This is a genomic window from Herpetosiphon sp. NSE202 (assembly GCF_042688385.1).
Lineage (GTDB): Bacteria > Chloroflexota > Chloroflexia > Chloroflexales > Herpetosiphonaceae > Herpetosiphon.
Map to the genome: position 1 here is coordinate 1 of NZ_JBHUPY010000021.1, position 11,371 is coordinate 11,371.

Here is an 11,371-nt window from a genome sequence, read left to right on the forward strand (position 1 = left end):
TGGTTTGCACCATCCAGTATACCAACCTGAGGTCGTTCTGTATCCCCTGTTTACGCGTCCCTGTCCGCCCTTAAACGCTGCGTGGGAGAGGGGTTGGGGTGAGGGGATCAGGTGGTGGTTAACCTCATGTACCATTACATATAGAGCATAGAGCAAAGAACATAGAGCATAGATTATGCTTGGTTCTTTGCTCTATGTTCGTTTAAGCACTATTCTAAGCTCTAATTGTCGGCGTTGTTGATTATGGCTCTTGTGGAATGACTTGAGCAAGCAACAATCATCAGTTTTGTTATCGTTCAGGTCAACCAGAATTATTTTCTGATCATGCTCACGACGAGGTGACTGATGATCGCATAGCTCACGAATCACGATCCACTAGCTCGATATGCTGCTGCATTGGTGCATGCCAACAGGCGATCGTGACCGTGTGAGCCGTTGTCTTCTTTCATTCTTGGGTGCTGACGGCCTTGATCTGGCTGTCTAGCAGCGTGCTATGAGGACACATATGGCACTTCTTCGATCAATCAACCTCGCCGTGGCCTTTCTGTTGGAACTATGTATGCTGGCGGCGCTCGGCTACTGGGGCTTCACCACGATTCAGGGCTGGCCTAGGATTGTGCTTGGGCTGGCAGCGCCGCTGCTGGCTGCGGTAGTGTGGGGAGTATTCCTAGCGCCAAAAGCCGCCCGACCGCTCGATCCCGTGCTGACATTCTGGCTCAAGGGAGCCATGCTTAGCCTAGGCGCAGTAGCATTAGTAATGGCCAATCGGCCTAAGCTGGCAATCGGCTTTGCCCTAGCGGTGGCGCTTAACATGCTGCTGCTATGGCTTTGGCGCGAGTGATCGTGTAACCGCTCGCAAGGATTGGCTCACGGGGCGGATACCGTGAAATGCTCCGCCCCGTCATCGTGATTAAGCATCCGGTTGCAATAGCTTGAGCTGCTGCTCCCAAAGCTGCGCGGCAATTACATCCGAGGCGCGGCGCTGCCATTTATAAAATGTATCCTCATCAATATCGGCCAACCAACTCAACACACTGGCATCAATTAAAGGATCGCTTAACCCGCGGCGCAGCCAATCGATCGCAGTTTTGCGGTTAATCTCGCGCACATAGGGCAGATAGAGCACGTTGTACCAGCGCCATGCATCGCCAGCACCTAGGCTTGGGCTGGCATCAGGCCGCAATTGCTCAATCGCTTGCAGCAACAATTCGCGGGTGATGGCACTGCGATTCAAGCGATTATCTTCAAGCTCTTTGGCTTGCAACAGATGGCTAACCAAGGCACTGCTCAACAAGGAATTTTGGGCCAGTTGCACTGGATTTTTCAAGCCGCTAATTGCCCGCCGCACTGTATCGTTCCAGGTTTTATCGGGCTTGCTAGCAACAATCGCTGGCGAGGGAATTGGCGTGGGTGTCGAGGCCAAGGCAACGGCAAATTCACGCGATTGGCTGCGGGCTGCTTGCTCAGCGCGCGAGAAAAATAAGCGATCAAGCCAGCGTCGCCCCCGATCAAGCCCCGTGTGGCTGATAATTACGCAGGTCAAAAGCAAGGCCAATTGGCTGGGGCGCAGCAGATCAAGAATATTCACGCTGACCAAATAGAGCAGCGCCAAAATGCTCATTTCGCAAAAACTATAAATCAAATCGCGCAGCACATTTTGGCCTTGAAGCAACAAGCCAAATCGCACCAAACTAAAGCCGCTAATTAACAAGCCAGCAAAAATCGGCACATAGCCATACAACATCGACCATGTGCCAGTGCTAATCAGCCGCGCCAATAACATGCTTGTGCCAAGCAGAAAGCATAAAGCTCCAAGCACTAAACTGGCCAAACTGCGCCGCGCAATCCCGCTTTCGGCAATGCGCCAACTTGCGACCAAATGCCAAAGTGCCGCGCTCACACAGCCCATCACATAGGCACTATAGATTGGGTAGGCTTGGCCAGTGCCGATAATTTGGCTGCCGCTGGCGAGCATCACTGGCTCTGCATAATTCAACAGACTATTGCTGAAGCTGCCTAGCCCGATCATGAACCCGCCAATAATGCCTGTCAGCCAACGTTCCGGCATGGCGATGCTGGCGATGCTTGGCTGCAAGGTTTGATGGATAAGGCTACAAACCATCAGCCAAGCGCTGATTGGTAGCACCGAACTCCACCAAAACCCACGTTCAAGCCCAATCAATTGGGCAAGATTTGAGACCTCGCTGCCGATTACGCCTGAGCCAAAAAAGCCAATTAAGCCCAACAAACTAATACTGATTGCCCAAAAAAGCTTTGAATGCTGGTGGGTGCGGGTGGCGATAAACAACGCCAGCCACAGGGCAACGCCAAATCCAAATAAATGTGCTTCGACCATCAACAGTTCTCCCTTGGTCTCGCTGTATTTCGTGCCATGAATAGTGCTATTATGCGTTATTTTTGGCGCTTGCCAACTATCTGGCCACTTGAGCAGGCTTAATCGACAGTAATTGCCAGGAGCGCCACTAGTTTGGCCAGCCAAATTAAGCCATACTAAAGGGCAAGCAATGACTGGTTTCGGCTAAGCGCGAAATGCTGATCCAATCTAAAAGCAGCGAGAACACATAAACCTTCATCAAAGGAGCAAGCTATGCACTGGTTCAAGCGTTCTTGGCGCAAGCTTTTGGGAATTATCGTTGGGCTATTGGCGATGGGCGTGATCTGGTTTTTGACGACCGATAGCGTCACAATTTGGCCAATTCGCAATACCTTGCGCTATCAATTTGATCAATGGCGTGACGCGAGTCAAAGCGTGAGCCACCAACCAGCCGATCGCAGCATTAGCGGCTGTATTCGTGATGCCCATCAGCAACCAATCGTTGGGGCAATTGTGGCAGTCAGCGAGCGCAACGGCAAGCTCCATCGGGCAAATAGTAATTCTCAGGGTTGCTACACACTCGCCAATCTGCCAGCAAACAACTATCAATTATTGGTTACTGCACCAAGTTATCGCGATGATGTGAGTGCTGTTAATCTGCATAATGGCTCAATTGAGCACGATCTGCAACTTGTCCCAGCAATTGCGCCTAGTTATGCGCCGGTCGAAAAGCTGCAAATTGGCTCGACCAGCGTTGTCAGCCGCACTATGCCCTATCCAACCCAAGCTTTGCGCCAGCAAGTGCAGGTTTGGGGCGATAACGGCGAGCAGCAATTAACCCTGCTTTATCGGCCAATTACCGCAACCAACCCTTTGCCCTTGATGCTGGCGGTCTATCCTGGGCCTGCCGATGAATGGGAGAGCGTCAGCATTCCGCTGGCTGAGCGTGGTTATAGCGTGTTAGCGGTTGGCCCAGCCTATAGCCTCGACCTCGAAGCCGATATTGCCGACCTCAAACGCTTGTTGGCTTTGGCTCGCGGTGGCTCGTTTGCGGGTGTTGATGGCGGCCGCGTGGCGATTATGGCTGGCAGTTATAGCAGCCTGCATGTGTTGCGCTTGCTCCAAGATGATGTTGGATTTACTGGCGTGGTCTTGCTCGGGCCAATTAGCGATTTATTTGCCATGCGCGAGAATTTTGTGGCTGGAACTTTTATGCCGCCGTTTGGGCTTGATCAAGCCCTGATTGCCTTGGGCTATCCCGACGAGCAAATTCAGCGCTATGCAACCTATTCGGCTCAATTGCACCCGCGCGCCGATCTACCGCCAATTTTGTTGCTGCATAGCCGCACCGATGAAGTTGTGCCCGCCAGCCAATCGGAATTTTTGGCGGCGCAATGGCGTGGCGTAGGCGTTGAAGTCGAAAGCTATTTTTTCGCTGGCATGTCGCATTATTTGCAGGCAGTTGATCGCTCACCAGAGCTTGATGAACTGTATCGGATCACGCTCGATTTTCTAGCTCGGGTCAATTAGTATAGAGGCTATGTGTACTGGTACATCAGGTTAACCACGGTCTGATCCCCTCACCCCAACCCCTCTCCCACGTGGCGGGCGAGGGCTTTAATCGCGTGGTTGTGCCGCACGGCATGGTGAACATGGATGCTCCCCCTCGCCCGCGTTTTCGTGGGAGAGGGGGCTGGGGGGTGAGGGGACACGGTTGCAAATCCAATGAACCATTAAAAATGGTCTATAGCCAATAGCCTCATCCTTCGTGCTCTTCGTGGTTCCGTTGCTCACGAACCTTGTTCGCGTTGCAAGCTGGTGGGAAATTCGGGCAATGGATTGCCAGCGCGTTTGGCCAAAACCCGCTCATAAATTGCTTCGATCTGGCGCGCAGCCAGCTCCCACGAATGTTCGTTGACGGCCCGTGTGCGTACCGTTTGGGCCAAATTATGCCGCCGATCGGGATTATCGATTAAGCCCAGAATTTCGTCGGCCAGCGATTGGGCATCGCCAAACTTGGCATAAACCCCAGCATCGCCCAAAATTTCGTGGCTGACTGGGGTATCAAAGGTGATCACAGGCAAACCAACGGCCATATAATTGGGAATTTTGCCAGCGCCTTCAGTTGCTGACATTTTTGGGGCAACTGCGACATCGCCCAAGGCCAAATAGGCGTGGGCATCTTTGTATAAAATGCGGCCTGGCATGGTCACAATATCGCTCACGCCCAGCGATTCGGCCAAAGCCAAATACGAACGCACATCAGGATAGCCCATAATCAAGAAATGCACATCATCGCGCTGCTGGCGAATAATCCGCGCGGCTTCGAGCAACACATTCGTGCCTTGATAAGCTGCCAACAACCCCAAATAGGCCACAATTTTGCGGCCTGCTGGAATTCCCAACTCAGTACGAATTCGTTCACGCTCGGTATGCCATTCTGCTGAGCCATCGAACGGTCTGAAACGATCAGTATTGACGCTATCAGGCACGGTGTAGAGCCGATCAGCTGGAAATTGCCAATCGTCGCGTAGCATATTGGCTGCATTAAAGGAGCTGGTCAGCACCGCATCGGCTGTCCGATTAATTTTATCTTCAAGCCAGTGAAACGGCTTATAAAACATGCCATCGCGTTTGAGAAAGCCGTGATCGAGCATTTCGGCGGTCAGGCTGCCTTGATAATCGAACACCAACGGAACCTTGAACATGCGTGAAAGCACGCTGCCAATCAAGGCCGATTCGTGAATATGGGCATGGATCAAATCGGGCTTGATTTCCATGGCAACGCGCAAGGCCCGCCATGAAAGGGCCACATCCAAATACATTTTATGATGCGAAGCCCCGACCATCGTGCGCTTGACCCATGGCACGTCCCATGAGCGGCGAATTTCAAAGCCTGGCATATTATCGCCGTTATGGTAGGTTGCAATCACAATGCGATGACCTAATTTTTGCAGGGCGCGGGTTTCTTCCCAAATGCGAACATGCGCGCCGTAGTCAGCAAAAAATGAGGTTGAGGCAATGCTCAGGATGGTGTAACCCATGCACGAAACTCCTTTAAGGTCAGGGCTATTCTAACGCATCTCTTCAGGAGGGCAAGTTTTGCTCCGCTGCACATAAAAAGCGCTGCTAGAACCAAAGCTAGCAGCGCTTGATTAAGGGTATCTGTAGGTTGAGTTTAGCTAAAGAGTGCGCTCAAGGAAAGGTCTTTGTGAATCCGAATGATGGCTTCTGCAAACAACGATGCCACCGAAATTTGGGCAATCCGCGCTGCATTGGCTTCTGGTGGCAAGGGAATTGTGTCGGTAACCAACACTTCTTCCATCACCGAATCGCCCAGCAATTCGACCGCGTTGCCAGCAAAGATGCCGTGAGTTGCGCAGGCCACAACGCTAATTGCGCCCCGTTCTTTGAGGGTTTTGGCTGCTTCGGCCAAGGTTCCCCCAGTTGAAATCATATCGTCGAAGATCACCGCATGCTTGCCTGCAACGTCGCCGACCATTTCGACAACTTCGGAAACATCGGGCGCTGGGCGTTGCTTGGCGATAATTGCCAAACTTGCACCGATCCGTTCGCGGAATTTATTGGCCCGACCCACGCCGCCAGCATCTGGCGAGACAACCACGACATTTTTCATGTTGCGGCTGCGGAAGTGGTCGGCAATCAATGGCCCAGCTTGCAAGTGATCAACTGGAATATCGAAAAAGCCCTCGATTGCTGGTGCATGCAAATCCATGGTCAACACCCGATCGGCTCCTGCGGTAGCAATCAAGTTGGCGATCAATTTGGCTGAGATTGGCTCACGCCCAGTGGTTTTTTTCTCTTGCTTAGCATAGCCATAGTAAGGAATAACCGCTGTTACCCGTTGAGCCGAAGCTCGGCGTAGGGCATCGATCATCAACAATAACTCCATGAGGTGATGATCAACTGGCGTAGTTAAGGATTGTACGATGAATACGTCTGAGCCACGCACGTTTTCTTCAAGCTGCACCCGAGTTTCGCCATTCTTGAAAACGCCGACAATCGCCCGACCGAGATTCAAATTGAGATGCGATGCGATACTGCGAGCTAACGGGATGTTGGCATTCCCCGTAAAAATCTGCAATCGCCCGTCCATTCGATGCCCCCCCAAGTTAGTAATTGGTCAAATTGAAAAACCCAAACCTACTCGTTCTCGCTCTGCTCAAGCTTGCGGTGGCGAATGACGCGGGCTGGCATACCCACGGCAACGCCGCCATCAGGTATATCTTTGGTCACAACTGAACCTGCTCCGGTAATTGCGCCCTCGCCAATTTTAACTGGCGCACGCAACATCGAATCGGAGCCAATAAAAGCGTTCGCGCCAATTTCGGTGCGATGCTTCTTGCCATCAGCAGTAAAATTGCAGGTAATTGTGCCTGCACCAATATTAACATTCTCGCCGATTGTGGCATCGCCAATGTAGGAAAAATGGCCCATCTTCGTACCAGGGCCAAGGGTTGCATTTTTCACCTCGCCGAAGTTGCCCATGTGGACATGCTCCATCAGGTGTGCTCCTCGCCGCAGGTGACCATATGGCCCAATATTGGCTCCCAACTCCATCCGCGCTTGCTCAACGACGGAATAGCTAATTTTGCAATGCTCGCCAATCTGTGAATCTTCGATTAGGCTGTTTGGCCCGATTGTACAATTGGCCCCAATTGTGGTGCGCCCTTTGAGAATCGTCCCCGGCAGCAGGGTCGTATCCATGCCAATTTGCACATCTTGGTCAACAAAGGTGCTGGCTGGATCAACGATGCTTACGCCGGCCAACATCAGGGCGCGCAGCTTGCGTGCATTCAAAATTGCCCCAACTTGAGCCAACTGAATGCGGTCGTTAACTCCCAACGCTTCGTCGGGGTCGCGTAATTGAATAGCAGCTATTGCGCCAGCGCCATGGTCGCGCAAACCAAGCTCCACCAAATCAGTCAAATAATATTCGCCATTGAGGCTATTGGGCTGCACCTGATCGAGGGCGTTCCAGAGCCAAGCGCCATCGTAGAGCGCCACGCCTTGGTTCACTTCAGTAATGCGGCGTTGTTCGGGGCTAGCGTTGCGTTCTTCGACAATTGCCTGAACTGCGCCATGCTCATCGCGCACAATTCGGCCATAGCCAGTGGGCGGATCGGCTTGGAAGGTCACGATTGCGGCCTTGGCATTGCTCGTGCGGCGTACTGCCAGCAATTCGAGCAGCGATTCATGGCGCATCAACGGATCAGCGCCATACAACACTAGCACTTCATCGACCTTGCCTTCAAGTTCGGCGCGGGCTTGGGCGACCGCATGGCCTGTGCCAAGCCGTTCATGCTGCACCACATAGCGATAGCGATGGCCAAAGGCAGCGCTAATTGGTGCTAACGTATCTTCGCTCACGACCAATACAATCTGCTGTGCGCCGACCGCATCGGCCAGACGGGTAACATGCTCAACTAATGGCAATCCGGCAACAGGATGTAAAACTTTCGGTAAGCTCGAACGCATGCGCGTTCCCTGACCAGCAGCAAGCACAACCACACCGAGTGTCATAGTTCAAAGCTCCCCATTGCAAAGTAAGAGGCATAATTTCTATGCAAGGGCTATCTTAGCAGAAAATTGCTGGTACGCGGGCGTTCCTGCGGCCTAGCTATGAGCTTACAAGGGTAGGTTGTTAAGATCCCCTCACCCCAACCCCGCTCCCGTGGCGCGGGCGAGGGGCTTTATTTCTCTGGTTCGCTCCCAATTCTTTGGTGAACCACGGATGCTCCCCCTCGCCCGCGTTCAGTGGGAGAGGGGGTTGGGGGGTGAGGGAACGTTCCACCGCCGACCAATCGCTCAAAACCTACCCTTGTAAGCTAGCTATGAGGGGATGTCGTTGAGGTTTAATAACGATTAAGCAGCATGCTCGCCACCACTCCTGCGACGAGCCATGCCAAAAAATACAAACTCACGGTTGTTGGATGCAGACCCAGCGCCATAATCAGCGCCGCTAAACCAAGTGTTGCTGCATAGCCAAGCCACACCATCCATGGCCGCCAAACAATCGCCGTAAACCAACGAATCAGGCCAACCACCAACCAAAAACCGAAGAATAAGCCAAGCCACAGCGAATCGAGCAGGGCATACAGCAACAATGGCGCTGCGCCATAGAGCAGACCGCTCACCAAATACTCATGTTTAAGCCGAAACTTCATGATCAACCTTTCGATCATTGTTCAGCAACAGTTCGTCATTGATCGTTTTATGGATTAACCGGATTCTCGAATATTACGCATAATTATTGATCTTGCCGAATTAAAAAGATACTATCAGCATCGTGGCTGATAATCATTAAATCCTTTGTATGTTCGATAATAGCTTCGGGCAAAAGTACATCATGTTGCCAAATCAGCTGATTAGCCCGATTATCGCGAATAGTGCTCGTACTAAGTTTACGATATTGCTGAGCCAGCGGTGCAAATAAAGGTTCGGCATCGTTGGCAAGAATAATCACCAAATCATAATCCACAAGCATCTCAAACCAAATGCCATCAGCTTGGGCAAATTCTTGGTTATGGTAGCAAAATACGGTTAACCATTGTTCGTTGACCATGTGATCAAGCAAATCGGCAGTTGCTCGGACCGAAAGCCAAGGCTGATTTGGTGTGGCTTCCGATTCGGCTAGTTCCCAATCAAGTTGATATTCTTCAACCCGCCAATTGAGTGTTTGTAGCTGCCATGAATCGACTAGCGAACTATTGCCTTTAATCCAATCAAAAAATTTGCTCAACATCACTATTCCTTTACTATTTATGGGCTTGGAATAAGCTTAATGCCAGCTGCACTAAACGCATCTATCCAAGCTTGTGGTTGCTTTGAAACAAAGAAGAAGTCAAGTAACGCGCCTTTTGGATGTGTACGATAATTGATTTCAAAGCCTTGCTTTCCAAAAAAAATATTTCTTACGCAACTTAATATAGCTAATTTGTTCGATTGGAATATGATATTTTGGGTTTACAAAAAAGACCCAAAGTATTTCAATAATAAATCTTTGTTGATTAAAATTCACGAATGTAGGATTCCGAGCAAAAATAGTATTAATTCGTTCTTTCATCATTTTTTATCCTAGTATCGTTCAATTGATAATTTTGATGTCTGCTGTGTTGAATGCATCAATCCATTGCGGAATCTGATTTGAAGCAAAGAATGCGCCGAATAACGCGCCTTTTGGTTGCCTGTGATAGTTAATTTCGAAGCCTTGGCTACCAAACCAAATAAAACGTTTACGTAACTTAATATAGCTAATCTGGGCAACAGGTATTTCAAATAGAATTCTTGTACCGAGAAGACCTCGATCTTTACCACATATAGTATTCTGATCCATCATTATCAATAAGTCATTATAAATTGTATTAAAGCGTTGGCGTTCTTGCATCAGATACATATCCTAAAGTAATCAATTATCGAGGAGTACAATATTCTGACCAATTAATTCAAAAATAGGCTCACTTTGAGGGAATTGAGATTCTTCGCTAAAAACTTGAAATATGATCTCTTTATTGTATTTTCTAGAGCGATCACTCGTAGTAAATACATCCACTGGCTGCTGGTTATGCTTGCGAATATCGATCAGCAAATCGGTAACATCATCAAATTGATCAAAAACAGGGAGATAATTTTTGCTATACGCTTTATCTATAATCGCAATCGTATCGCCATTTTTAGGATTAACCGCCAAAAAATCGATTTTAACCGGATCAGTGGCAATTTTTACCAAGGTTTTATAAGTTCCACTATAGGTCTCGGTAAATTTTTGATTGGCATTAGCCAGCGTTGAATTAAGCACAATATATTCTGGCGGCAACGAAATAATCAAATCAGCTTGTTCGATTGTTTGCCAACCTGCTGGCGGAATTGGCCGTGGCTCTGGCTGATTCAGCCAAATATAAGCCCCAACACTACTTGCGAATACTACCAATAAACCAAGCATAATCCAACGCTGTAAGCTCATGATAAAATCGCTTTCTGATTAAACAACCGTAATAATAAAATTAATTACGAAAAACAGAAGTGCGCTAGCGCTAAGAATGATTTTAGTAGTGCTATTGATTTTCTTCTGCAGAAGATAACTTACTCCCATTAAAATAAACCCAATCCCACCAAAAATCCCATTCCAAGCTATATTGTTTGCTAAAGTCTGGTAAATCATCATAATTCCTGTCGGAACTAAAACTGCTCCAACGATGAGGTTGAGTTTATCAAGCTGTTGCTGATTCATAACTACTCCATTCAATTCAATTTGAAACTCACTGATTGTACGCGAAAGCGCTATTAAGGTTGCTCTGATCGTGATAATTCAGCATAGCAAAAAGCCTCGGCTACTGGCTCATCCCAGCGTCCTAGGCTTGGTGATAGTATGCAGCTGATTACCAACCTGCTGGTTTGCTTAGTTCGCCAGTTTCAGCATCAACCATAATCAATCCATCACGAGTTGAAACTTGCCATAGATTGTGGCAATTGCCAACCCCGATATGAGGTTTATAGAGAGCTAAAGTTGGCTGATTGGCAAATTCGGGATTGGCCTTAACAACTAAATCGATGGCAGCTTCGGGAGAAAAGTTAAGCTTAGCAAGCATTCGATTACAATCAGTATACTCGATAATTTGATCATTGCCGATGGCTTTTATCTCAGAAATATCGTGCGAATCCTGATTAAATTGCAGGTAATTCAATTGTTTTCGTTCTAGATCAATAATTTGGACTTCGGTATCGCCAGATTCGCTTTTATAGACTACATCAAAAATCAGATAATTATTTAAGCGATTTCCATATAATTCTTTGATTTTTGTATCAAGATCTTGATTGTAGTTATTATTTGGTGCTGTACTTTGGCAACCAACTAAAATCAAGCCTAAAACCAACCCATACATCAATCTCATGCTTTTGCTCCTGCTCGTTTCGTTGCTATTGATGCTGGTTATACGGTGAGGACTGCAATTGGGTTACACTGAAGAAATAGACCAAATTACCACAATTTCCTCTCGCTACAAACAACGCTGCTTA

At 48.9% G+C, this 11,371-nt stretch carries 12 protein-coding genes; 2 read left to right on the top strand and 10 right to left on the bottom strand.

Annotated elements, in window-relative coordinates; all coding sequences use genetic code 11:
• Window positions 1-505: 505 nt before the first annotated feature.
• On the top strand, window positions 506-841 hold the full coding sequence (locus ACFMKP_RS21430; protein ID WP_382294927.1) for a YrdB family protein: 336 nt from the start codon (window positions 506-508) through the stop codon (window positions 839-841).
• A 69-nt stretch (window positions 842-910) separates the two neighbouring features.
• On the opposite strand, the gene ACFMKP_RS21435 is transcribed toward ACFMKP_RS21430, so the two are convergent.
• Complete coding sequence (locus ACFMKP_RS21435; RefSeq protein WP_382294929.1) at window positions 911-2,356, bottom strand: hypothetical protein; 1,446 nt, start codon at window positions 2,354-2,356, stop codon at window positions 911-913.
• Between the two features lie 252 nt (window positions 2,357-2,608).
• On the opposite strand from ACFMKP_RS21435, the gene ACFMKP_RS21440 reads away from it, so the two are divergent.
• The gene (locus ACFMKP_RS21440) at window positions 2,609-3,865 is read left to right on the top strand and encodes a carboxypeptidase regulatory-like domain-containing protein (RefSeq protein WP_382294931.1); all 1,257 of its coding nucleotides are present in this window, start codon (window positions 2,609-2,611) and stop codon (window positions 3,863-3,865) included.
• A gap of 260 nt (window positions 3,866-4,125) precedes the next feature.
• Here the strand turns inward: ACFMKP_RS21440 and ACFMKP_RS21445 are convergent, their stop codons facing one another.
• The 9 genes from ACFMKP_RS21445 to ACFMKP_RS21485 all read right to left on the bottom strand — a co-directional run bounded on the left by ACFMKP_RS21445 (window position 4,126) and on the right by ACFMKP_RS21485 (window position 11,247).
• On the bottom strand, window positions 4,126-5,379 hold the full coding sequence (locus ACFMKP_RS21445; RefSeq protein WP_382294933.1) for a glycosyltransferase family 4 protein: 1,254 nt from the start codon (window positions 5,377-5,379) through the stop codon (window positions 4,126-4,128).
• Window positions 5,380-5,513: 134 nt separating this feature from the next.
• Window positions 5,514-6,452, bottom strand: coding sequence for a ribose-phosphate pyrophosphokinase (locus ACFMKP_RS21450; RefSeq protein ID WP_110519700.1), 939 nt, complete (start codon window positions 6,450-6,452; stop codon window positions 5,514-5,516).
• 47 nt (window positions 6,453-6,499) lie between these two features.
• On the bottom strand, window positions 6,500-7,879 hold the full coding sequence (glmU, locus tag ACFMKP_RS21455; protein WP_382294935.1) for a bifunctional UDP-N-acetylglucosamine diphosphorylase/glucosamine-1-phosphate N-acetyltransferase GlmU: 1,380 nt from the start codon (window positions 7,877-7,879) through the stop codon (window positions 6,500-6,502).
• Window positions 7,880-8,211: 332 nt separating this feature from the next.
• A complete protein-coding gene (locus ACFMKP_RS21460; RefSeq protein WP_382294937.1) occupies window positions 8,212-8,523 on the bottom strand; it encodes a hypothetical protein in 312 nt (103 codons plus the stop codon).
• An 83-nt stretch (window positions 8,524-8,606) separates the two neighbouring features.
• Window positions 8,607-9,101, bottom strand: coding sequence for a hypothetical protein (locus ACFMKP_RS21465; protein WP_382294939.1), 495 nt, complete (start codon window positions 9,099-9,101; stop codon window positions 8,607-8,609).
• Window positions 9,102-9,443: 342 nt separating this feature from the next.
• Window positions 9,444-9,743, bottom strand: a complete 300-nt coding sequence (locus ACFMKP_RS21470) for a hypothetical protein (RefSeq protein ID WP_382294941.1) — start codon at window positions 9,741-9,743, stop codon at window positions 9,444-9,446.
• Between the two features lie 21 nt (window positions 9,744-9,764).
• Window positions 9,765-10,319, bottom strand: a complete 555-nt coding sequence (locus ACFMKP_RS21475; RefSeq protein ID WP_382294943.1) for a hypothetical protein — start codon at window positions 10,317-10,319, stop codon at window positions 9,765-9,767.
• An 18-nt stretch (window positions 10,320-10,337) separates the two neighbouring features.
• Window positions 10,338-10,586 (bottom strand): hypothetical protein, encoded by a 249-nt coding sequence (locus tag ACFMKP_RS21480; protein WP_382294944.1) that lies wholly within the window; start codon window positions 10,584-10,586, stop codon window positions 10,338-10,340.
• Window positions 10,587-10,734: 148 nt separating this feature from the next.
• A complete protein-coding gene (locus ACFMKP_RS21485) occupies window positions 10,735-11,247 on the bottom strand; it encodes a hypothetical protein (protein WP_382294946.1) in 513 nt (170 codons plus the stop codon).
• Between the last annotated feature and the right edge of the window lie 124 nt (window positions 11,248-11,371).

Excerpts from the sequence above, each read along its gene's own strand:
- ACFMKP_RS21430 (WP_382294927.1), top strand. The coding sequence starts at position 506 with ATGGCACTTCTTCGATCAATCAACCTCGCCGTGGCCTTTCTGTTGGAA.
- ACFMKP_RS21435 (WP_382294929.1), bottom strand. The coding sequence starts at position 2,356 with ATGGTCGAAGCACATTTATTTGGATTTGGCGTTGCCCTGTGGCTGGCG.
- ACFMKP_RS21440 (WP_382294931.1), top strand. The coding sequence starts at position 2,609 with ATGCACTGGTTCAAGCGTTCTTGGCGCAAGCTTTTGGGAATTATCGTT.
- ACFMKP_RS21445 (WP_382294933.1), bottom strand. The coding sequence starts at position 5,379 with ATGGGTTACACCATCCTGAGCATTGCCTCAACCTCATTTTTTGCTGAC.
- ACFMKP_RS21450 (WP_110519700.1), bottom strand. The coding sequence starts at position 6,452 with ATGGACGGGCGATTGCAGATTTTTACGGGGAATGCCAACATCCCGTTA.
- glmU (WP_382294935.1), bottom strand. The coding sequence starts at position 7,879 with ATGACACTCGGTGTGGTTGTGCTTGCTGCTGGTCAGGGAACGCGCATG.
- ACFMKP_RS21460 (WP_382294937.1), bottom strand. The coding sequence starts at position 8,523 with ATGAAGTTTCGGCTTAAACATGAGTATTTGGTGAGCGGTCTGCTCTAT.
- ACFMKP_RS21465 (WP_382294939.1), bottom strand. The coding sequence starts at position 9,101 with ATGTTGAGCAAATTTTTTGATTGGATTAAAGGCAATAGTTCGCTAGTC.
- ACFMKP_RS21470 (WP_382294941.1), bottom strand. The coding sequence starts at position 9,743 with ATGCAAGAACGCCAACGCTTTAATACAATTTATAATGACTTATTGATA.
- ACFMKP_RS21475 (WP_382294943.1), bottom strand. The coding sequence starts at position 10,319 with ATGAGCTTACAGCGTTGGATTATGCTTGGTTTATTGGTAGTATTCGCA.
- ACFMKP_RS21480 (WP_382294944.1), bottom strand. The coding sequence starts at position 10,586 with ATGAATCAGCAACAGCTTGATAAACTCAACCTCATCGTTGGAGCAGTT.
- ACFMKP_RS21485 (WP_382294946.1), bottom strand. The coding sequence starts at position 11,247 with ATGAGATTGATGTATGGGTTGGTTTTAGGCTTGATTTTAGTTGGTTGC.